The 22590-nt window shown below is 34.3% G+C and carries 19 protein-coding genes; 11 read left to right on the top strand and 8 right to left on the bottom strand.

The features are described from left to right. Position 1: 1 nt before the first annotated feature. The 4 genes from dnaA to A9G43_RS01530 form a co-directional block, all read right to left on the bottom strand. Positions 2 to 1360, bottom strand: coding sequence for a chromosomal replication initiator protein DnaA (gene dnaA / locus A9G43_RS01545; RefSeq protein ID WP_065606025.1), 1359 nt, complete (start codon positions 1358 to 1360; stop codon positions 2 to 4). Positions 1361 to 1529: 169 nt separating this feature from the next. After that, complete coding sequence (gene ompA, locus A9G43_RS01540) at positions 1530 to 2627, bottom strand: porin OmpA (RefSeq protein WP_065606023.1); 1098 nt, start codon at positions 2625 to 2627, stop codon at positions 1530 to 1532. A 194-nt stretch (positions 2628 to 2821) separates the two neighbouring features. Further along, on the bottom strand, positions 2822 to 3730 hold the full coding sequence (locus tag A9G43_RS01535) for a recombination-associated protein RdgC (RefSeq protein WP_065606021.1): 909 nt from the start codon (positions 3728 to 3730) through the stop codon (positions 2822 to 2824). Between the two features lie 115 nt (positions 3731 to 3845). Beyond that, positions 3846 to 4595 carry a MipA/OmpV family protein gene (locus A9G43_RS01530; RefSeq protein WP_065606019.1) on the bottom strand — a complete coding sequence of 250 codons (750 nt, stop codon included), beginning with the start codon at positions 4593 to 4595 and terminating at the stop codon, positions 3846 to 3848. Between the two features lie 185 nt (positions 4596 to 4780). Here A9G43_RS01530 and A9G43_RS01525 point away from each other — a divergent pair, with 185 nt between their 5' ends. From A9G43_RS01525 to A9G43_RS01515, 3 genes are all read left to right on the top strand, one after another. After that, positions 4781 to 6190: an aspartate aminotransferase family protein gene (locus A9G43_RS01525; protein WP_141671394.1), complete on the top strand. Its 1410-nt coding sequence runs from the start codon at positions 4781 to 4783 to the stop codon at positions 6188 to 6190. Between the two features lie 73 nt (positions 6191 to 6263). Next, complete coding sequence (locus A9G43_RS01520; protein WP_065606017.1) at positions 6264 to 7313, top strand: GNAT family N-acetyltransferase; 1050 nt, start codon at positions 6264 to 6266, stop codon at positions 7311 to 7313. Then, positions 7310 to 8182, top strand: coding sequence for an arginase family protein (locus A9G43_RS01515; RefSeq protein WP_065606015.1), 873 nt, complete (start codon positions 7310 to 7312; stop codon positions 8180 to 8182). Before A9G43_RS01520 ends, A9G43_RS01515 begins: the two co-directional genes overlap by 4 nt. 77 nt (positions 8183 to 8259) lie before the next feature. Here A9G43_RS01515 and A9G43_RS01510 read toward each other — a convergent pair whose 3' ends face one another. The 4 genes from A9G43_RS01510 to A9G43_RS01495 are packed head-to-tail and all read right to left on the bottom strand — an operon-like array spanning position 8260 to position 10593. Continuing rightward, positions 8260 to 8661, bottom strand: coding sequence for a DMT family transporter (locus A9G43_RS01510; RefSeq protein ID WP_065606013.1), 402 nt, complete (start codon positions 8659 to 8661; stop codon positions 8260 to 8262). Position 8662: 1 nt separating this feature from the next. Next, entirely contained in the window at positions 8663 to 9019 is a 357-nt protein-coding gene (locus A9G43_RS01505; RefSeq protein WP_034914277.1) for an EamA family transporter, read from the bottom strand. Further along, the gene (locus tag A9G43_RS01500; protein ID WP_065606011.1) at positions 9019 to 9852 is read right to left on the bottom strand and encodes an alpha/beta hydrolase; all 834 of its coding nucleotides are present in this window, start codon (positions 9850 to 9852) and stop codon (positions 9019 to 9021) included. The genes A9G43_RS01505 and A9G43_RS01500 overlap by 1 nt, the downstream gene beginning before the upstream one ends. Before the next feature lie 12 nt (positions 9853 to 9864). After that, complete coding sequence (locus tag A9G43_RS01495) at positions 9865 to 10593, bottom strand: MtnX-like HAD-IB family phosphatase (RefSeq protein WP_065606101.1); 729 nt, start codon at positions 10591 to 10593, stop codon at positions 9865 to 9867. Positions 10594 to 10751: 158 nt separating this feature from the next. On the opposite strand from A9G43_RS01495, the gene A9G43_RS01490 reads away from it, so the two are divergent. The 8 genes from A9G43_RS01490 to A9G43_RS01455 all read left to right on the top strand — a co-directional run bounded on the left by A9G43_RS01490 (position 10752) and on the right by A9G43_RS01455 (position 22574). Beyond that, complete coding sequence (locus A9G43_RS01490; protein WP_065560843.1) at positions 10752 to 11480, top strand: winged helix-turn-helix domain-containing protein; 729 nt, start codon at positions 10752 to 10754, stop codon at positions 11478 to 11480. Next, entirely contained in the window at positions 11477 to 12820 is a 1344-nt protein-coding gene (locus A9G43_RS01485) for an ATP-binding protein (RefSeq protein WP_065606009.1), read from the top strand. The genes A9G43_RS01490 and A9G43_RS01485 overlap by 4 nt, the downstream gene beginning before the upstream one ends. A gap of 269 nt (positions 12821 to 13089) precedes the next feature. Further along, the gene (gene glnS, locus A9G43_RS01480) at positions 13090 to 14766 is read left to right on the top strand and encodes a glutamine--tRNA ligase (protein ID WP_065606007.1); all 1677 of its coding nucleotides are present in this window, start codon (positions 13090 to 13092) and stop codon (positions 14764 to 14766) included. 593 nt (positions 14767 to 15359) lie between these two features. Then, positions 15360 to 18584 carry an exodeoxyribonuclease V subunit gamma gene (gene recC, locus A9G43_RS01475; RefSeq protein WP_065606005.1) on the top strand — a complete coding sequence of 1075 codons (3225 nt, stop codon included), beginning with the start codon at positions 15360 to 15362 and terminating at the stop codon, positions 18582 to 18584. Between the two features lie 8 nt (positions 18585 to 18592). Continuing rightward, the gene (locus A9G43_RS01470; RefSeq protein ID WP_065606003.1) at positions 18593 to 19372 is read left to right on the top strand and encodes a TatD family hydrolase; all 780 of its coding nucleotides are present in this window, start codon (positions 18593 to 18595) and stop codon (positions 19370 to 19372) included. A 67-nt stretch (positions 19373 to 19439) separates the two neighbouring features. Then, positions 19440 to 20405 carry a ketopantoate/pantoate/pantothenate transporter PanS gene (panS, locus tag A9G43_RS01465; protein WP_065606001.1) on the top strand — a complete coding sequence of 322 codons (966 nt, stop codon included), beginning with the start codon at positions 19440 to 19442 and terminating at the stop codon, positions 20403 to 20405. A gap of 128 nt (positions 20406 to 20533) precedes the next feature. Then, positions 20534 to 21937 (top strand): DHA2 family efflux MFS transporter permease subunit, encoded by a 1404-nt coding sequence (locus A9G43_RS01460; RefSeq protein WP_065606099.1) that lies wholly within the window; start codon positions 20534 to 20536, stop codon positions 21935 to 21937. 4 nt (positions 21938 to 21941) lie between these two features. Then, entirely contained in the window at positions 21942 to 22574 is a 633-nt protein-coding gene (locus tag A9G43_RS01455) for an MBL fold metallo-hydrolase (protein WP_065605999.1), read from the top strand. The last annotated feature ends 16 nt before the right edge of the window (positions 22575 to 22590 follow it).

Genomic DNA, 22590 nt, shown 5'->3' with positions numbered 1-22590 from the left:
TTTAAGTTGATAATGTTCGAATTAAATTGGAGTAATCTTCTTTAATATTATTACTTTCTTCTTTTAACTCTGCGATCTTTCTACATGCATGTAATACAGTCGTGTGATCTCTGCCACCAAAGCCATCACCGATTTCAGGTAAGCTTTTATTGGTAAGCTCTTTGGCAAGCGCCATTGCTACTTGTCGTGGCCTTGCAACAGAACGAGAACGACGTTTAGAAAGTAAATCTGATACTTTAATTTTATAATATTCAGCAACTGTCTTTTGTATATTTTCAATGGTGACAAGTTTTTCTTGTAAAGCTAGCAAATCTTTTAAGGCATCTTTAACAAAATCAATGGTAATAGCTTTACCAGTAAAATTAGCATTAGCGATAACCCTATTAAGTGCGCCCTCTAATTCACGAACATTAGAACGTAATCGTTTAGCAATAAAAAAAGCAACTTCTTCAGGTAATTTAATATGATTTTCCTCGGCTTTTTTCATTAAAATTGCAACCCGTGTTTCTAGTTCAGGAGGTTCAATTGCAATGGTTAGTCCCCAACCAAAACGTGATTTTAACCGGTCTTCAACGCCATTAATTTCTTTAGGATAGCGATCTGAAGTTAAAATAATTTGTTGATTACCTTCTAATAAAGAGTTAAAAGTGTGAAAAAACTCTTCTTGAGATCGCTCTTTATTGGCAAAAAATTGAATGTCATCAATCAACAATGCATCAACTGAACGATAGTAATTTTTAAATTCTTCAATAGCATTATTTTGTAGTGCTTTGACCATATCTTGTACAAAGCGTTCCGAGTGCATGTAAACAACTTTGGCGTTGGCTTTTTTTGCCATTATTTGATTACCAACTGCGTGTAACAAATGCGTTTTACCTAAACCTGTAGAACCATATAAGAATAGCGGGTTATAAGCTTTTCCTGGATTTTCAGCTACTTGTTTTGCTGCGGCAACAGCAAGTTGGTTTGATTTACCTTCAACAAAACTATTAAAAGTGTGCTTATGATTAATACCTGAATGATACACTTGATTATTATTGGTTTCTTTTGTTGTTTTCCATGCCGGAACAACTTCTGCTTTTTGTTGATTATTTTGTACTTTTTTATCTGTAGATACAGTGGATCCTACTTCAAGAAATAATTTTACAGAATCATCGTTAATTAGTTTATTTAATAATTGTGAAATAGTAGTTAAATATTTATTTCTTACCCAATCTAGGACAAATCTATTGGGCGCATAGATATAGAGTTTATTATCGACCATTTCCGCTTGCAACGGGCGAATCCATAAATTGAATTCTGTTGTGGGAATTTCTTCTTGTAATTGAGAAAGGCAATCTTGCCAAATAGCGGTAGGCACGGCAACTCCTTCAACTTTTCTTACTAACAATACCGTAAAGTATTATAACCTTTTTTGTGGATAATTTGTAGATACAAAGTGATATATAATTTAAATATTAACAAAATCGGTAGAAAAAAACCCAGTATTTAACCGGGTTTTAGCTCATAATTCATAACAAAAATTAATTTTAATTTGTTGTATTAGTTACTTCGACCTCTTTAACATTACGTGCTTCAACTTCTATTTCAACACGACGATCTGGAGCTAAACACGCTTTTAATTTCGCTCCACGAAGAGCATCACATTTTGTACCAGTAACTGGTTGAGATTTCCCCATACCACGAGCGCTGATTATGCTAGCAGGAACACCTTTTTCAACTAAGTATTTCATTACTGAGTTAGCACGTTGTTCTGATAGTTTTTGGTTATAACTAACTGAACCGATACGATCAGTATGACCAATTACTACGACAGCACTTTCAGTTGGATTAATTTTTACAAGGTTTGTAAGCAAGTTGTCTAATGCTTGACGTCCTTCTTCTTTTAAGTCAGCTTTTGCATAAGTAAATAGTACATCTTCATTTAATACATAACGGTTTACTTCTGTTTTTAACTCAACTGGTGCCGGAGCAGCAACAGGACCACCTAAACGGTAAGTAATACCTAAGCTTACAGTACCGGCATCTGGAGATGCACTAGTTTTAGTATGAATATGTTGAACGTATTGATATTCTAAGCGAGTAGAAAAGTCTTCATCGAAACGATAGTCAAGACCTAATGCATAAACAGGAGATAAGTCAGTTTTTGTACCATGATTAAGCCTATCAGATTGTCTAACATCTCCACCATTTTTCCATTTAGCGATAGTAACCATACCACCTGCACGGCCATAAATATCCAGACCATCAATGATAGGGTAGCTTAATTTACCAGTTAAAGAAACGCCTTGCGCAGAGATTTTGCTATTACCAGCCTTAGTATTATTATTCGTCCAAGTTCTTTTATATTTAGCTGAACCTAACCAATCATAACCTAACTCAAAGGCTAAATAAGGATTTGCTTGGAAGCCAAGGAAGGCACCGCCAGCAACATTGCTACGATTTGAAGTTTTGATACCAACTTCATCTTTATCATAACCTCGAACTTTATTGGCATCTAATTTATAAAGTTCTGACCAACCTAATTTAGCACCTGTATAAAAAGTGTTATCTTCGTATGCTGCATTAGCTGCAGTAGCTGTTAAACTGGCAACTGCGATTGCTAGAGCTAGAGTAGTTTTTTTCATTTTATTGCCTCAACTTATATATTGTTATAGACGTTGTTTAGTTTCTTTTTTTATTTAAAAATTACTTTAAATAAAAAGAACAATTACTTATTTTTATATAATTATGTTACCCATAATCTTGTCCTAGTATAGCATAGATAATAGGCAAATCTATAGTTATTGCAATTACAATGAAAAATATTTAGATAATTTTATCAAATAATTTTGTTAATTGTTATGTAAAAGTCATTAATGGAATTTGCTAATGTATTAGCCATAATAAAGAAGTCAGCTTCTAATCTTTTATCAAATTCATCTGAACCGATATCTTCGTTTTCATCCAAAATAACAGAATCGAACTTAATTCGTTTAAATGTTAGGTCACTATTAACAATAAAGTTAACGCCTCTTTCATCAATAATTTTAATTTTAGTGATCCATTTCCCTGAATCGAAATGGACACGCATTTCATCACTGGTGATTTCTTGATTTTTACAGCTAATAATTCCATTCCCTTCAAGAGGATCTTTTAGTTCGGCTTGATCGCCCAGTAAAAATGGTGGAAATTTTAGGTTTTCTTTAGCCCATGTGGTCATAACCTGTTCAAGCGGTTTATCAATCGATAAAGGCGTTAAAGCGAGTGAGCCAAGTTCTTTACGTAAAATCGCTAAGATATCTTCTGATTGTTTAAAGCTACTGCAGTCAACAATAATGCGTTTATTATGTGTATCTAACCATAACCAATAGTGATTATATTTACTAAAAGCCCTTGGCATTAGATCAATCATAACTTCATCTTTTAATGTGGCTTTTTCGTTTTTAGTTAGTTTTCTGCTTAGTACTTGTTCTTGTTTATCGATTTTTTCTAATAAAGTTTGTTTAATTACAGGGGATGGCAATATTTTTGTTTCTTTTTTGATCCGTAATAATAAATGTCCTTGCATGTCAACTATAAAATCATCTTGGTTATTATCACAATAAGGCGAAACCCAACCCATCTTTGTGGTGTCTAAATTACTACATGGAGTAAAAGGATGAGACTTTAGAGCTTTTTCTATTGCATCTTTATTAAGTAACGTGTCGCTATTAAGTTGGTAAATTATGGCATTTTTAAACCAAAGCATACTTTTCTATTTCCTAAATTTTTTGTGATAAAGGTTTTATCATTGTTTAAATGAGCAACAACTTATAGAAAATAATAAGCTATCATATTTGGTTATTGGGTATGATGTATATTTACTAAAAGCTATAAGATACACCCATATAAATCGAAGTTACAATGCTATTATCCACCATTGGACTATCTGCCGCATCGCCAGTTAACCTGTCAATATGAACACCGCCAAATGTCGCAATATTTTGGTTTAATGAATATTGTGCAGCTATTTCAGCATAAGGTGTTAATGATTCATCAGCATTAAAGTATCGTAATCCTGAACGAGAAGATTCTTTATGTGAAATACCATAATAATAATTGTTATGCCTATTGTTAGCCCAATTTATACCGATGGTAGGTGCAACAATCAAATTGCCTTGCATATAAGGAACGGTATAATCAGCATTTACTAAAATACTATTACTTTCATTTAATACATCAGTTCCTACACTACTCGAAAAACTTCCCCAATTGGTATCAATAGAATACTCGATTTCTGCCAATAATGTCGAATGGCGGCTATCAAGTAGCCTTAATTGATGGTTATCTGAATTATGTGGCTTAAATTCGTTAGATAAGTAACGTGCGCCAATAGAGACGCTTTGATTGTCTTTGTTATAAGCATAAACACCAGCTGACAGATCATCGATAAAATATAAACCATTATCATAATTGATATGCTGAATAGGATAATAATTCGCACTATATCTTTTATAAGCTGAACTACCCCAACCAACACCAACCCCAATGGAAATGGGATCAGCTAAGGCAATCTGCTTGGTTTCTAAAGTTATTATTGTTAAAATAGCAAATGTAAAAAATATTTTTTTCATTTCTTCTTAATATCCATATATAAAAAGGTGTGCACTTGTCGTTAATTACACTAATTTTATATCTTATCGTTAGTTAGCTTTATCGTCACACAATCTATACATTAATTGTACATTGTAACAAACAAATTTCCTGAATAATAATGCCACATTTTATCATGTTTGAATATCAATTAGTGAGACAACTTATGAGTAAACCAACTTTAGAAATGATTAATAGCCGTCCTGATGATGCTATCTTGTTAGCAGATGAGGCAAAATATTGTTCTTTTGGTGATACAGTGCATTATGTAGAACCACCAAAAATTTTTGATGGTTGTGAAGGTAGTTATATGTATGACAAAGAAGGCAAAGCTTTCCTTGATCTACAAATGTGGTATTCTGCATGTAACTTCGGTTATGCCAATGAACGTTTAAACAATGTTCTTAAAAAGCAAATTGATACCTTACCACAATGTGCTAGCCAATATTTACACCCAACTAAAATTGAATTAGCTAAAACTATTGCTCAAGGTATGGAAAAGCGATTTGGTTATGAAGGGCGAGTACATTTCAATGTAGGTGGTTCACAGTGTATTGAAGACTCTTTAAAAGTTGTTCGTAATGCTACTGGTGGTAAATCATTAATGTTCGCTTTCCAAGGTGGATACCATGGTCGAACTTTAGGTGCTTCATCAATTACATCAAGTTATCGTTATCGTCGTCGCTATGGTCATTTTGGTGATCGTGCGATGTTTGTTCCTTTCCCATATCCTTTCCGTCGTCCAAAAGGCATGACAGCGGAGGAGTATGGTGAACATCTAGTCGCAGAATTTGCGCGTTTATTTGAAACTGAATACCACGGTGTTTGGGATCCAAAAGTTGGGCAAGCTGAATATGCAGCGTTCTATGCTGAACCTTTACAGGCAACAGGTGGTTATATTGTTCCTCCTCGTAATTACTTTAAAGGACTTAAAAAAGTTTTAGATCAGTATGGTATTTTATTGGTGGTTGATGAAATCCAAATGGGCTTTTATCGTACAGGTAAACTTTGGTCAATTGAACACTTTGATGTTAAACCTGATGTTGTTGTTTTTGCTAAAGCATTAACTAATGGTCTTAATCCACTAGGTGGTTTATGGGCGCGTGAAGAATTAATCAATCCTCAAGTATTCCCAGTTGGCTCAACCCACTCAACTTTTGCATCAAATCCGTTAGGTACAGCTGTTGGTCTTGAAGTATTAAAAATGACTTCTGAAACAGATTACGAAAAAATGGTAATGGATAGTGGTGCTTATTTCCTTGAGGGTTTAAAAACACTTGAGAAGAAACATAAAGAAATTGGTGAAGTTGATGGTTTAGGCTTGGCACTTCGCGCAGAAATTTGTACAGAAGATGGCTTTACAGCTAATAAAGCCTTAGTTGACAAAATGGTTGATATTGGTATGTCAGGTGATCTTGATTGGAAAGGTACCAAAATGGGATTAGTGCTTGATATTGGTGGTTACTATAAAAATGTGATTACTTTTGCACCATCATTACACATTTCTCGTCAGGAAATTGATCAAGGTATTGAACTTCTAGATCAGTTAATTACCCGAGCGAAAAAAGAACTTTAATTATTTGATCTTCATAATCCCGTCAATGTCTATTGGCGGGATTATGTGTTACAGCCAATCATAGATTTACCTTATGAAATACCTTAATCAGTTAGAACCTAATGAATTAATAGACAATTTTTTAGCTCATCCTCCGCAAGATTTTTCAGCATGGCTGAGCGAAGATGGCGTGCCTATTTTTTCTGCTAAGTTTGATCTTCTTACTACTGCAGATGATGATTTCAGGCATAAAGTTCAGAAACTTCCTTTTTATAATAAATGGCGGCGTTATTTACAACCTCATACTTGTTTTGTTGGTGCTACTGTTTCGGAATATGCATTATTAACTGATAACGTTGATGCGAATCAATTGGCTGAACACCTTAAAGCAGCTTATGCTAAGCAGTATCCTTTTTTTATTGTTAAAGATATTCCTGTTGCTTCTCCTTTACTAAACGAAAAAGACAACCATTATTCAATGGATTTTATTTCGTCATTAAAAGAAAATGGTTTTATAGAAGTTGAAGGGCAGGCATTAGCTTGGGTTCCGATTGACTTTGCAAATATGGACGAGGTTTTTTTACGGTTTTCTTATAGCCGACGTAAAAATTTTAGAAGAAAATTAAGATCACGTGAAAAATTAAATATTAATGTTTTGCATAGTGGTGATGATTGTTTTTTTGATGATACTGTTCTAGATGAGTATTATCAATTGTATCTTAATGTTTATCAGCAAAGTGAAATACATTTTGACTTATTGACCAAACCGTTTTTTACCCAACTATTACAATGCAAAATCCAAAATGCACATATAGTGACTTATCACTATAATGATAGGTTGGTGGGGTTCAATATTTGTTTTGTTGTTAATAATATGCTAGTTGATAAATATATCGGTATGGTTTATCCACAGGCAAGGGAACTTAATCTCTATTTTGTAAGTTGGTTTGTTAATCTTGAATATGCTTTACAGCAAGGTTTTAGTCACTATATTGCAGGTTGGACTGATCCCGAAGTAAAAGCTTCGTTAGGTGCAAAATTCACCTTTACTAAACATCTTGTCTATATTCGCAACCCATTATTAAGAACCGTATTGCGTAGATTCATTGGTCATTTTGAAAGTGACAAGGAGAAAGTAACATGACATGTCCTATTATTCTCAATTTTGATAGAAGTGTTGGTGAAATTTGTCATGCTAAAACGATTGATTTTACCCAATGGCAAGATGCGATTCGTTTTGGTTGTACTAAGAAAAAATTTCACCAATTTAATGATGTGTTACAGCAATCTTTACCTGAAAACCATGGCACGGTATTAATGGGTAGTGGTGATTATCACCATATTTCATTATTACTGATTGAAAATCTAGCTAAACAATACTCTGCCGAGAATCCAATTCAAGTCGTAATTTTTGATAATCATCCAGACAATATGCGATATTTGTTTGGTATTCATTGTGGTTCATGGGTTAGTTATGTGGCAAGTTTGCCTTTTGTTAGTCATGTACATGTACTTGGTATTACGTCTCATGATATTGGGCTTTCTCATTTTTGGGAAAATAGATGGTCAGCGCTTTTTCATAAAAAGTTGACTTATTGGAGCTTGGAGGTCAATGTTGCATGGGCAAAAAAAATTGGTTTAGGACACGCTTTTCGACATTTTGCAACACCAGATGATCTTATTGCGAGCTTTTTATCCGAACAGTATCACAGTGCACAACCCGTTTACTTATCGATTGATAAAGATGCATTGAGCGAAGATGTAATTCATACCAATTGGGATCAAGGTAAGCTACAAACATATCATATTCTTGATACTATATCATCAATAAAGCCTAGAATTATTGGTAGTGATATTACGGGAGAGCTATCTATATGGCAGCCATCAAATTGGTTCAAACGTTTACTCAGTTCGCTCGATAAACAACCTACCATATCGCCAGATAAGCTTATCAATTGGCAACGAGAGCAACATCAACTTAATTTAACCTTATTAAAGGCATTAGCAGTATAAACTGGCAAAAAAGTTTTAGGAAAGCAGGTATTTTAGGTATAAAGCCTTACCTACCTTCCCATTATTGTGATCAGAATTTAATGTTGATGATTGTGTAAATTTTGTTTAGATAATTTACTTTCTGCTAAAGCTAAAAAGAGAATACCTGAAACAATTAATATTGCACTTATTAACTTGAATAATGTAATAGGTTCGTGAAATAACCAGATTGAAACAATCATAACTGTCACAACTTCAAAATGTGATGCAGCAAAAGCAGGGCCTACAGGTGCTTTTTTTAATAATGTCATCCAAGTGAAGAAAGTAAGAATATATCCCACTATTGAAATATAAATCCAAGGATTGGTAAATACTCGAATTAACCATTGAATACTCATTTCTAATGGTTGAGCTTCGATAGCCGTTAATTTAAAACTACATTGCGCAATTGTGTCAAAAAAAAGCAATACAGAAAAGCCAATTAAATAAAATCTAGCCATATTAAGACATTCCTACAAAAATGACACCAGCAGTGATTAATAGCATCCCAATTAAGCGATAAATGGTTAGCAATTCTTTAAAAATAATTCGACCAACTAACATAATCGTAATGATATTAAATGAAGCAAGTAATACGCCTTGAGAAAGAGGGACTAAGGTTAAAAAGGCTAACCATAATAAAAATTCAGCAATATAAGATATAACACCAACCCAAATCCACTTATTTTTCGATAAATCTAGCCAGTAGTACCAACCATCGCGATTATTTGGTGCGATGGCTGCAAATTTAAAAGCGACTTGTCCTAGAGTATCAAAACAGATATTACTAATCCAAAGTATAATAACTAATGGTGACATTATGCTTTTATTCCTTCTGCGATATTATCAAAGAACGATGCACACTCTTTGATCACTTCACGACGTTGGCTGTCAATAGTAATTAAATGATAACTATCATTTAATACCACTAATTTTGTTGAGCCTGATACCGATTTTTCAACCAATTTGGCATTAGTTTCTATATTGGCGATATCATCATTGCCTGAATGCATAATTAAACAAGGCGAAATTACTTTAGGTAATTGTTTGCGCATCTCTTTTGCCAATAACTGCATTTCGGCAAGTGCAGGAAACGGGTTACCAGCAAGCCCTGCTGATGCCGCATCGCCACTTAACATGCTTTCGGACACTACTGCGCGAATGCGTTCATCTTTAAGTCCATAGGGTGGTTTTTCAATGAAAACCTTTTTTTGAAAAATACCCAATTTTTTAAAATAGACTAATAAGAAGAAAAGTTTTTTTGCCCAAAATGGCATACTCCAACCATCATAACAAAATGTGGGGGCTAAAACACCAACACCTTTAATTTGTTCAGGTCTATCGGCAGCAAGTTTTAGTGCAAGTAGCGCACCCATTGATAATCCAGCAACAAAAACATTATCTACATGCTGTGCTAAATAATCTGCGCCATTTTGTACGCTTTTATACCAATCTTGCCATGTTGTTTTACACAGATCTTCTTCAGTACCACAATGCCCAGCTAATTGGATTGCATAAACAGTAAATCTAGCTTTATTTAATCCATTAGCTAAAATGCGCATTTCATTGGGGGTACCAGTTAAACCATGAATCAAAAGTACGCCATTTTTGTTACCTGGTAGAAAGTAAGATAAATCTTGAATTGTACTCATTAATATTCCTTATTATTTTACCATCATGACAGGGATAACAGCATGTTGCGCCTGTTTTAATGCCGAGGTTACATCTACGAAACTAGTAATCTTACAATGTTCAATTTTATTTTTTTTACAATAATTAACTAACTTGTCTTTGGCAAAAACGAAATCAACATTATGTGATACGCAATAGTCTGATGTGCCGTCACCAACATATAATATTTGCGAAAAGTGCTGTTGTTTTTTTACATGATTACATTTGCAATTGCCACTTTGCTTAATACAGTCCTTATTTGCATAAGGAAACTCAAGGCGCCAACTGCGTGCATTATTATGCATCAATTTATTAGCAAAAATAGGTAAATGTTCAATACCATGACGTTTTAAAATAAACTCAATGGCATAATCTAAACCGTCGCTGAGCACATGTACGGGAATATTGTTCTGTTCTGTATAATGAATAAAAGATTTAAAATCTGGGTCAATTTCAATTTGTGATAAAACTTGATTGAGTTCATCTAAGCTTGCATCCATTAATGCAATTTGTTTACTCATACATTCTTGAGAGCCAATTTTACCGCTAACCCACAATTCTTCAAGCTCATCACAACCATGTTGACCAAAGTGGCTTAGTAAAGTATCTGTGACATCTTTAACACTAATCGTACCATCAAAATCACACAAAACAATTGGCGTGTGATTTTGTGGATAAGATGGATGAAAAAGATGGTTTGCTATTGATGAAAAAGTATTCATTTTGATAAAAAATAGTCTATTTATAGATATTGGCGTAAATTCTCTCATAGAGTGGCTATAAACTTTGTAGCCTCTTTGTATATATTTTGTAACGGGAAAAGAATTATCTGTATAATGAGGTATCTCTAGGTACAAGCTACAGTAATCGAGAACAGATAATGAGTGAACGTATATTAATCATTGAAGATGATCAGCGCTTAGCCAATTTAATTCAAGTTTATCTAATTCGGCAAGGATATCTTGTTGAATGGCATAATAGTGGCGAAGGGGCAGAAGAAAAGATTCAACAACTTAATCCCGATCTGGTTATTTTAGATGTAATGTTACCTGTAAAAACAGGTTTTGATATTTGTCGAGATATTCGTACATGGTTTAGTAATTTTATACTGATCATGACAGCAAGTGAAGATAATATTGATGAAATTGTTGGGCTTGAATTGGGAGCGGATGATTATTTAGCAAAACCAGTTGAACCCAGATTATTACTAGCGCGAATACGAGCTTTATTACGACGGAAACAGATAGAAACCGACAAAGACAATACGAAAGAGTTTGTTTTACCACAGAATAATAAAACTTTAATATTTGATAATCTAGTCATAGACGGTGAAAACCGAAAAGTACTCTTGCACGAGCAAGAAATTGATTTAACCACTGCCGAATTCGATCTGCTATGGTTGCTTGCTTATAATGCTGGGGCAATTCTTTCTCGAGATGATATTTTTTCTCAAGTAAGAGGGATCGATTTTGATGGTAGTGATCGATCTATTGATGCTCGTGTTTCAAGACTTCGTCGTAAATTACTTGATGACCCAGATAATCCATCTCGCATCAAAACAGTGCGAGGAAAGGGCTATTTATTTATGCGAGAAGGAGAAAATCATTGAGTCAATTATTAGCCAAACCGCTATTTTTTAATCGCCGTATTGTATTTTATCTAGTTATTTTACTTTTATTGCAAAGTATTATTGCTTATGGCGCTTTATTGGTTTTTGATTCATTACCTTCATCATTAACAGATATACCTGATGATCATGTTGTGTTTCGTGAATCTCAACGGGGTACGGTAAACCTTATTCGTATGCAAATTAAAGAACATAAAGATCGTCCCCTTCAAGAAGTGGTTAATGAATTGCAACCTTATTTTGGCTACCCTATCGAAGTGTTACCAATTAACACACCGTTACCTGATACTGTACTTAACGAGTTAAAAAAACTTGGTTTTTCTTATGATGGTGATAATGAGATTGTTTATATAGATTTAAAAGATGGCAATTTGCTTCAATTAGGTCCGATTGTAATGCGGGATATTTTGGCATCCAATACCATGTCGTTGACCATCTTTCTTGTTATTTGGGCTTTGTTTAGTGCTATTGTTTTTTTCATTTTAATTTATATGGCTTTTAGTGCCGTATGGAAGGATCTAGTTAATATCAGACAAACTGCCGAGCAGTTAGGACAAGGTAATTTAAAAGCTCGAACCGAAAATGTTAAAGGTTGGTTATTTAAGCCGCTAGCAAATGTTTTAAATAATATGGGAACGCATATTGAACATCTAGTTGGTACTAATCAAACAATCTCTCATGCGATGGCTCATGAATTACGTACTCCTCTTGCCCGTATGCGATTTGAACTTAGTATGCTTGAAGAGTCAACCGATGAAAAAGAGAGATTTTTGCTACAAAAAGGCATGAGTGATGATATTAATGAACTTGAGACATTAATCAATGCTAGTTTAAATTACTTTAAAATGCAGCAAAGCAATGTTGAATTAAACTTTATAAGGGTATCACTAAAACAGTGGAGTGAAAAAGTTTGCCAATCTTTAACATTATTTAAACCAAAAGGATTTGAACTTACTTGTAATAGCCAAGATGCATACGCAATAATTGATACTAATTTAGTTGAAACTATAGTTAAAAATTTGTTGTTAAATGCTTTTAAATATGCAGCACATAAAGCAGTTTTAAATATCACAAAAAAAGGAAATAGAGTCATTTTTGAAATCGATGATGATGGTGCTGGCATTCCTTTTGATTCACGTGAAAAAATCTTTATGCCTTTTGCCAGACTAGATACAAGCCGAACTCGATCAACTGGTGGTTATGGACTTGGTTTAGCTTATGTAAAACTAATGGCAGAATTTCATAATGGTAAGGCCTTTGTTGTCACTAGCCCACTTGGGGGAGCGAGATTTGTTGTTTCGTTAAAGTCAGGTGATGAATAAAAAATAACTTATTGTATTTATTTAGCCCCAAATTTTTTAATTTGCATTTTGATTTTATATTACTTTTGTTTTTTTATTTTTTAGTAAAAAATAGATTTATTTTAAAAAACAGTAGTGTTACGTTAGTTAAAAGCTAATTTTGACCAATGCAAATCGCTTGTTTCCCATTTCAGAAATAAGAAAAATTTGTTATATTCGTCACATAATAAGCAATAATATAGCAAATATTCTCAATTTGTTATTAATAAAGATATCATCAGAGGTTTTTTATGAGCGGTTCATTACCGATCGAGACAGATAATCGTCCATCTAATTTTATTCGTCAAATTATTGATGCTGATTTAGCAGCAGGAAAATATAAAACTACGCACACACGCTTTCCACCAGAGCCTAATGGTTATTTACATATTGGTCATGCTAAATCAATATGTTTAAATTTTGGTATTGCGCAAGATTATAAAGGTAAATGTAATTTACGTTTTGACGATACCAATCCAGCTAAAGAAGATATAGAGTATGTTGACTCGATTAAAGAAGATGTCCGTTGGTTAGGGTTTGAATGGGATGGCGAAATTTGTTACTCATCTGACTATTTCGACCAATTATATGAATATGCTATTGAGCTAATCAATAAAGGACTTGCTTATGTTGACGAGCTTTCAGCTGATGAAATTCGTGAATATCGAGGAACACTTACTCAACCGGGTAAAAATAGCCCTTATCGTGATCGTAGCATCGATGAAAATTTAGCGCTTTTTACCCAAATGAAAGAGGGAAAATTTGCCGAAGGAAAAGCATGTCTGCGTGCTAAAATTGACATGGCATCACCATTTATTGTGATGCGAGATCCAGTGTTATATCGTATTAAATTTGCAGAACATCACCAAACAGGTAATAAATGGTGTATTTATCCAATGTATGATTTCACCCACTGTATTTCAGATGCGATCGAAAATATTACCCATTCACTTTGTACACTTGAATTCCAAGACAATCGCCGTTTATACGACTGGGTATTAGATAATATTACAATCGAGGCTCGACCTCATCAGTATGAATTTTCAAGATTAAATCTTGAATATGCGATTACTTCAAAACGTAAATTAAATTTACTTGTGTCAGAAAAAATTGTTGATGGTTGGGATGATCCACGTATGCCGACTGTTTCAGGCTTACGACGTCGGGGTTATACACCAGCTTCGATCCGTGAATTTTGCCGTCGAATTGGTGTGACAAAACAAGATAATACCGTAGAAATGAGTACTCTTGAGTTTTGTATTCGCGAAGATCTTAACGAAAATGCACCTCGTGCTATGGCGGTGCTTAATCCGGTTAAAGTTGTCATTGAAAACTTCTCGGATACTATTGATGAAGTGCTTAGTATGCCGAATCATCCAAATCGTCCTGAGCTGGGTCATCGGGAAGTCACTTTCACTCGTGAAATCTATATTGATCGTGCGGATTTTAGAGAGGAAGCCAACAAAAATTACAAACGTTTAGTATTAGGTAAAGAAGTGCGGTTGCGTAATGCCTATGTGATTCGAGCAGATCGAGTTGAAAAAGATGCCGAAGGTAATATTCAAACTATTTATTGTAGTTATGATCCAGCAACCTTAAATAAAAATCCTGAAGATGGTCGTAAAGTCAAAGGTGTAATTCATTGGGTTTCAGCTAAATTTGCAAAACCAGCCGAAATTCGCCTGTATGATCGTCTATTTAATACGCCAAATCCAGGTGCAGCAGAGGACTTTTTATCAACAATTAATCCTACTTCGTTAGTAATTGAGCAAGGTCTTGTTGAACCTAGTTTACAAAAAGCTCGAGCGGGGCAAGCTTATCAATTTGAACGAGAAGGTTATTTCTGTTTAGATAGCAAGTTTGCAACTGAAGATAAACTAGTGTTTAACCGAACCGTAGGGTTAAGAGATAGTTGGAACGAAGCGTAATTTAATATGCCACAATTCGCCGGTTTAAGTCGGCGAATGTTCGTTACCACAATGATTTATTCCTCATTTTTAAAAAATTTTGTTTATTGTTCTAAATATCTTAGTAAATCAGGCATACGGTATTCCCCTGCCAGTGATTGTACGTTTTTACCGCTCTTTTTAACCATATGCCGATTCAAGTTACATATAGATGTTTACACTCACCACATATCACATTACATTACATCACTTCAATCCAATATTTTGCATTATTTAAAAAAAATTTTTATGTGCTCTTTAAACAATCACCTCCTCATCAATATCAGTCAGCAAACTGCCTTTAATGATAATTAGTTGCTGATAATATGTTTATAGCGAATAATGGGTATAAGTATAACACTGACCACTTTCAATACAATTATCATCATTATAGTTATTATTTTTGCTATCATGAGACTTGTCTTTATCTTAATCTAAAATTATTGACAAAAAAGACTAATATTACTTGTTAATTAATTTTCTTATATAGAAAATTGATACTAGAATAGCAACTAGATTTATTAATAACAATCAGCGATAATCTTAACCCAATCTTACTAATAATTAGTGTTGTTATGTTTACCATTTATCATTCAAATCAAGTCGATTTACTCAAAACATTATTAAGTGAATTGATGCGCAGGCAACCATTAGAGGATGTATTTACACCTGATGTTGTTATGGTGCAAAGTCAAGGCATGGCACAATGGTTGCAAATTGCGTTAGCGAATGAACTAGGTATCGTGGCTAATGTTGATTTTCTTTTTCCAACTCAGTTTATTTGGCAACTTTATCAAGTCTTGTTACCAGAGGCGCCAATTGAAAATAGCTTTAATGTTGAATCAATGAGTTGGCGTTTGTATTATTTATTGCCTCAAGTTATTAAACAACCTGAGTTTAGCGCGCTTAAACATTATCTTGATATTGATAAGCAAGATAAAAAACGATATCAGCTCGCAACGCGTATTGCACGATTATTTGACCAATATTTAGTTTACCGTCCAGATTGGTTAGCAAAATGGGAGGCAAACCAGACTGTTGCCGAATTGAAGCATCATTCTGATGAAATGTGGCAAGCGGAGTTGTGGCGAAAACTAATATCAATTAGCCAACCTTATCATCGCGCTAATATTCATCAACAAATGCTTGAAATGTTATTAAATAATAACTTTGAACGTTTACGTTTAGATGCATTACCTAACCGTATTTTTATTTTTGGTATTACTTCTCTTCCTCCTATTTATCTTTCGCTACTTTCAGCACTTGGGCAACATATTGATGTCCATTTAATGTTTAATAATCCGTGTAAATGGTATTGGGGCGATATTGCTGAAAAACAGCTGTCAGATATATTAAATACACCCGATAATATACCCAATCCTCTGTTAACCTCATGGGGAAAACTTGGGCGTGATAATCTATTTTTGTTACAAGAATTTAATAATAAGCAAGATATTGAAGCGTTTGCCGATCAGGATCGTTCTTGTCTATTACATGCTATTCAGCAAGATATTTTAGAACTGTATCAAACCGATTTTGATGATAAAACTTTTGCCGTAACAGATAAGTCGATTTCGTTTCATGCCTGCCATAGTGAACAACGTGAAGTTGAGGTATTGTATGACTACCTGCTATCGGTTTTTGATGCAGATCCTACGCTGGAGTTGCGCGATTGCATAGTTATGGTATCAGATATTGATAAGTATGTTCCTTATATTCGAGCCGTCTTTGGTAATGCTGTTGAAAAGCGCTATTTACCTTTTACTATTTCAGATCAAAAAGCACGAAATATCGATCCTATCGTTCAAGGCTTTTTTGCCATTTTAAATTTTCCGAATAGTCGATTTACAGCAGAAGAACTATTTAATTTACTTGAAATCCCTGCTATTGCCGAAAAATTCGCTATTAACGAATCTCAATTAACCTTGTTGCGAACTTGGATTGTTGAGTCAGGCATTCGTTTTGGACTTGATAGTGCACATAGTTGGTTATTTGGGCTTGAGCGGTTATTACTCGGTTACACGATGAACAGTGAACAAGGCGGTTGGCAACAAATATTACCTTATGATGGTGCAACAGGTTTAGATGCCGAATTAATAGGTCAATTAGCCGAATTTATTAAAGTTGTAAGTAAGTGGTTTGCTATCTTAAATGAAGAAAAACCACTAATTAATTGGCAACCTTGTTGCCTTGAATTAATCAATGACTTTTTTGTAAGTAATGTTCAACGTGAATCCATTTTATTGATGATCGAAGAAGAATGGCAAGAACTGATTAATAGTGGATTATCGGCTTGTTATACAGATAATATTTCTATCACTATTCTACATGATGCTATGCAATCACGCTTAGAGAAAAATCATTTAGCGCATCGTTTTTTAGTTGGTAAGATAAATTTTTGTACCATGATGCCTATGCGTTCTATTCCATTTAAAGTTGTTTGTTTACTTGGTATGAATGACGGTGATTATCCAAGAACATCTCTTCCACTTGATTTTGATTTAATCGCACAACATCCAAGACGAGGGGATCGTAGCCGTCGCACAGATGATCGTTACCTTTTTTTAGAAGCAATTTTATCTGCGCAAAAACAGTTGTATATCAGTTATATTGGTCGCGATATGAAAGATAATAGTGAACGTTACCCTTCTATACTTGTTGATGAGTTTTGGGAATATATTGGCCAATATTATGGCAAGGATAAAAATAATACAGATGGCACTACAAATAGCACTACAACAAATAGCTTAGATTTTTTACGTGTAAACCATACACGCACACCGTTTAACCCCCAAAATTTTTTACAAGAACCCAAAAGCTATGCCGATGAGTGGTTACCTGCAGCATTGCAACAAGGTGAAAGTCAGTTATTCATTAGTGAAATACCAATTATTAGTGTAGATAATATTAATCTTGATGAATTAAAACGATTTTACCAGCACTCTATTAGGCTATTTTTACAAAAACGGTTTAATTTTTATATAAATTATCTGGATGATACCTTACCAGATGCCGAAAACTTTAATCTTGATAGCTTAAAGCGCTATCAATTAAACTTACAGATTTTAAATGAATTAATTGCCAATAGATCTCAACAATCAGATGATTTCTATCAACGATTAGCGTTAACAGGTGACTTACCAGATGGTGCGTTTGGTGAAATTATTTATGATAATCAACTTGAATCACTGCAACCTTTGGCCAATAAAGTTGACCAAGAACGTTTAGTCATGACAACGCAAGAAGTTAATTTAACCATTTCATCTAATGATCAACATTACCAATTACAAGGTTGGTTAACTCACATTCAAGACGATGGTATATTGACATGGCGACCGTCAAAGCTTTCGATTCGCGATGGTATTTTGTTGTGGATTGATCATTTGATTTATTGCATTTTAAATCCTGATAAAATTGATAGTCAAAGTCGTATGTATGGTCGGGACGATAATGAATGGCGATTTTCACATTTAAATGCAGATCTGGCCTTAACTATATTAACTAATTTAGTTGAAGGCTATTTGCAGGGTATCAATGAACCATTATTAATGCCATTAAAAAGTTCGTGGAGTTGGTTAATTACAGCTTATGATAAAAAAACAGGTCAGATTATCGCTAGTGAAAGAGCTATCAGTCAACTTTTAAATTCATGGCAAGGCGGATTTAACCAATCCGCCGAGTGTGATAGTTATTATACTCGTCTTTATCCTGAGTTAACCGATACACTGATTGAACAAATTATATTTACCGCTGAGCGATTTTTATTGCCAATTTTATTACATCAAACAACGGCAGAATAAGAGGCATTATGTTTATTGATACACATTGTCATTTTGATTTTCCACCTTTTAGTGATTTTCTTGCTGATTCAATAAATAAGATTCGCCAAGCGAATATTGTTGGATTAATTATACCCGCAGTTAGTGCTAACTATTTTGATGCTGTTTTACAACTTACCAATAATTATCATGAACTTTATGCCGCTTTGGGGCTGCATCCTATCTATCAACATACTATGGCTGATTTAGAACTATTAACCAATATTGTTAAAACAAAACCTAAAAAATTAGTTGCCATTGGTGAAATCGGGCTCGATCGCTACAATTTAAGTATCGATTGGCAACAACAATTATTATTTTTTAGGTCGCAATTAATAATTGCCAAACAGTTTGATTTACCCGTTTTAATACATTCACGCAAAGTGCACGATGTTATGTACCGTGAATTACACAAGGCCAACTTACCTTGTTGCGGCGTAATACATGGTTTTTCAGGTAGTTATCAACAAGCCATGCAATTTGTTAAGCTGGGTTATTATATTGGTGTAGGTGGCGTAATTAGTTATGAACGTGCAAATAAAACTCGCAATACAATTGCTCAATTACCACTTGGCAGCCTAGTACTTGAAACAGATGCGCCCGACATGCCATTAAGTGGGCGTCAAGGTCAAGCAAATCGCCCTGAATATATCACTGAGGTTTTTAAAATATTGACACAATTACGCACTGAATCACCAGAACACATACTTAACACAGTTTTAACAAATACCTTGACGCTATTTAGTGGAATCAATAGAATAAAAATTTAACAAGCAACTAAAATAAATTTAATATTATTATGAAGTTATTTTAGTAAACCGACGACAGTAGGTTTATATGGCTAGACAATTGAATCAACTATTTGCTCAATCTATTTCCTCCCTCATCCGATTATTTCCTTTGTGGGCAGTTTTGTGTGCTGTTATGGTCTATTTTTCTCCTGATACTTTTACACCTATACGTCCCCATGCATCACAATTACTCATGTTTGTGATGTTCACCATGGGAGTTACATTAAGTATTGATGATTTTAAACGTGTAGTAACCAAACCTAAAGCGGTGGTTATTTGTACTTTGCTACATTATATTGTTATGCCGTTAACTGCTCTAATCTTAGCAAAACTGTTTACAATGAGACCAGAACTATTGGTTGGCATGGTATTAGTTGGAAGCGTAGCTAGCGGAACAGCATCAAATGTGATGATTTATCTTGCCAAAGGTGATGTTGCATTGTCTGTTACAATTTCATCTGTTTCGACACTTGTGGGAGTAGTTATAACACCACTGATAACACTACTATTAGTTGGAACAACAGTTGAAGTCCCTGTTTGGGGAATGCTTGTACATATTGTACAGATTGTACTAATACCGATTATATTAGGATTAATTGTTCACCATTTCTTAAATGCTATTGTAAAAAAATGTGAGCAATTTTTACCACTTTTATCAATGAGTTGTATTTTATTAATTATTTGTATTGTAGTAGCAGGTAGCCATACTCAAATTGGCCAAGTGGGGGGCACTGTTATTTTTGCAGTTGTGATTCATAATGCGTTAGGATTGCTTGGTGGTTACTGGGGTGGACGTTTATTTGGTTTTGATGAATCAACCTGCAGAACCATGTCACTTGAAGTAGGAATGCAAAACTCTGCCCTTGCAGCTACTTTAGGCACCACCTACTTTTCGGCTTTATCGGCTCTGCCTGCTGCAGTATTTTCTGTTTGGCACAATATTTCAGGCTCATTACTGGCTGGTTATTGGCAAGGTAAACCAGTAAAGAATCAGAAAAAATCCAATCATTAACAAATAATATTGTAAAATAGCATTCATCAGCTCTCTTTCTTAATCAACTCTAAGTAAGAGAGCTTAATTTTTTGAGCTTATATCCAACCGCTCCACTAGCATTTAAATTAATTTTAGGCCAAATTAAAATGAATAGCGAATTACAGTTACCACCGTTTGTCTATCGTATATTACCGTGGATTGCGGCGTTTGCATTCTTTATGCAATCACTTGATACCTCGATATTAAATACAGCCCTCCCCACTATGGCTAACGACCTCAATGAGTCCCCATTAAATATGCAATCAGCCGTGATAAGTTATGCTTTGACCCTTGCATTATTTATTCCTGTTAGTGGTTTTTTATCTGATAAATTTGGCACTAGAAATATTTTTGTCATGGCCGTTTCACTATTCACATTGGGTTCATTACTTTGCGCTTTATCTAATTCATTAATTTTTTTAGATATATCACGAGTAATCCAAGGCATTGGAGGCTCCATGATGGTGCCTATATCACGTTTAGTATTGATAAAATCTTTTAAGCGCAGTGATTTTTTAGCTGCTTTAAATACTGCCACGATTCCTGGATTAATTGGTCCCGTTTTAGGGCCTGTATTGGGAGGATATCTAGTTGATATGGTAAGTTGGCACTGGGTGTTTTTTATTAATTTACCCATTGGTATTTTAGGTATAATAATTAGTTGGAAATACATGCCTAACTTAAAAGGCCAACACATGCCTTTTGATTTATTAGGCTTTATATTTATTGTTGTTAGCTTTATTAGCGCCACTTTGAGTGTAGAGATTTTAAACCAAAATCAGACATATTATTGTCCATTACTACTTGCGACAATTAGTCTACTTTTTTTATTTATTTATCGTGAATATGCAAAAAAGAAACAAACTCCATTATTCCCACTATCGCTATTTAAAATCCGTACGTTCAAAATAGGAATTATCGGAAATTTAATTTGCAGATTAGGTATATCAGGAGTGCCTTTTCTTATTCCACTATTATTACAAGTGGGATTTGGTTATTCAGCTATTTTTGCCGGCATTATGTTGATGCCAATGGCCATTGCTTCAATTTGTACTCGAATCTTTATTCCACGTATTTTAGCACGTTTAGGTTACCGTTTCGTACTAGTTACTAATACAATTTTAGCTGGCATAATGATTATTTTAATGTCCGTATTAAATTTATCGACACCACTTATTCTTATCAGTTTATTGCTATTTTGTATCGGTGGAATCAACTCCATGCAATACACGGCCATGAATAGCATAACCTTAGCTAATCTAGAAAACGACAATACAAGTAGTGGAAATAGCTTAATGGCAGTAAATCAACAATTAGCAATTAGTTTTGGTACCGGATTGGGTGCTGTTTTATTACGCTTAATTAGCACCACAACAAGTACTATTCACTCATTTCAGTTAACATTTGTTATACTTGGTATGATTACCGTTTTATCAAGCATTATTTTTGCACAATTAAAAAAAGAAGACGGACAAAATCTAACCAATCATCAGCAAGAAATAAGGAGATAAATCTATGTTCCAGTACCAAATCATCCCAGTTACAGCTTTCCAAGAAAATTGTAGCATCATTTGGTGCGATCAAACCATGGAAGGTGCATTTATTGATCCCGGAGGTGAACCCGAACTGCTTATAAAAGCGGTTGAAAAGCTAGGCGTTAATATTAAGCAGATTTTATTAACCCATGGACATTTGGATCATGTCGGTGCTGCAACTATATTGGCTAAACATTATGATGTGAAGATTATTGGGCCAAGCCAAGAAGATGAATTTCTATTAACAAGTTTACCACAACAAAGTACACAATTCGGTTTTCCTTATACTGATAGCTTTTTGCCTGATCGTTGGTTAAAAGAAGGTGAGCAGATTCAAGTTGGTAATATTAGCCTTGATGTACTTTTTTGCCCGGGTCACACTCCGGGACATATTGTTTTTATTAACCATTTGGATAAGCAGGCTTTTGTCGGCGATGTATTATTTAAAAGTAGTATAGGAAGAACTGATTTTCCACGAGGCAACCATGCCGATTTAATTTCATCAATCACTAATAAATTATTACCACTTGGGGATGACTTTATTTTTGTACCAGGCCACGGACCTATGTCTAGTTTTGGTCATGAACGAGTTAGTAATCCTTACTTAGTTTAAGTAACAAATTATTTTA

This window comes from Gilliamella sp. Occ3-1 (genome assembly GCF_001690655.1).
Classification (GTDB): domain Bacteria; phylum Pseudomonadota; class Gammaproteobacteria; order Enterobacterales; family Orbaceae; genus Gilliamella; species Gilliamella apicola_P.
This window is presented reverse-complemented; position numbering and strand designations above follow the sequence as displayed.

Bases quoted from the DNA above. Each gene is read 5' to 3' on its own strand.
- A9G43_RS01500 (WP_065606011.1), bottom strand. From the start codon at position 9,852: ATGAGTACAATTCAAGATTTATCTTACTTTCTACCAGGTAACAAAAAT.
- ompA (WP_065606023.1), bottom strand. From the start codon at position 2,627: ATGAAAAAAACTACTCTAGCTCTAGCAATCGCAGTTGCCAGTTTAACA.
- panS (WP_065606001.1), top strand. From the start codon at position 19,440: ATGGCTAGACAATTGAATCAACTATTTGCTCAATCTATTTCCTCCCTC.
- A9G43_RS01470 (WP_065606003.1), top strand. From the start codon at position 18,593: ATGTTTATTGATACACATTGTCATTTTGATTTTCCACCTTTTAGTGAT.
- A9G43_RS01530 (WP_065606019.1), bottom strand. From the start codon at position 4,595: ATGAAAAAAATATTTTTTACATTTGCTATTTTAACAATAATAACTTTA.
- recC (WP_065606005.1), top strand. From the start codon at position 15,360: ATGTTTACCATTTATCATTCAAATCAAGTCGATTTACTCAAAACATTA.
- glnS (WP_065606007.1), top strand. From the start codon at position 13,090: ATGAGCGGTTCATTACCGATCGAGACAGATAATCGTCCATCTAATTTT.
- A9G43_RS01515 (WP_065606015.1), top strand. From the start codon at position 7,310: ATGACATGTCCTATTATTCTCAATTTTGATAGAAGTGTTGGTGAAATT.
- A9G43_RS01455 (WP_065605999.1), top strand. From the start codon at position 21,942: ATGTTCCAGTACCAAATCATCCCAGTTACAGCTTTCCAAGAAAATTGT.
- A9G43_RS01505 (WP_034914277.1), bottom strand. From the start codon at position 9,019: ATGTCACCATTAGTTATTATACTTTGGATTAGTAATATCTGTTTTGAT.
- A9G43_RS01510 (WP_065606013.1), bottom strand. From the start codon at position 8,661: ATGGCTAGATTTTATTTAATTGGCTTTTCTGTATTGCTTTTTTTTGAC.
- A9G43_RS01490 (WP_065560843.1), top strand. From the start codon at position 10,752: ATGAGTGAACGTATATTAATCATTGAAGATGATCAGCGCTTAGCCAAT.
- A9G43_RS01520 (WP_065606017.1), top strand. From the start codon at position 6,264: ATGAAATACCTTAATCAGTTAGAACCTAATGAATTAATAGACAATTTT.
- A9G43_RS01460 (WP_065606099.1), top strand. From the start codon at position 20,534: ATGAATAGCGAATTACAGTTACCACCGTTTGTCTATCGTATATTACCG.
- A9G43_RS01535 (WP_065606021.1), bottom strand. From the start codon at position 3,730: ATGCTTTGGTTTAAAAATGCCATAATTTACCAACTTAATAGCGACACG.
- A9G43_RS01495 (WP_065606101.1), bottom strand. From the start codon at position 10,593: ATGAATACTTTTTCATCAATAGCAAACCATCTTTTTCATCCATCTTAT.
- A9G43_RS01525 (WP_141671394.1), top strand. From the start codon at position 4,781: ATGAGTAAACCAACTTTAGAAATGATTAATAGCCGTCCTGATGATGCT.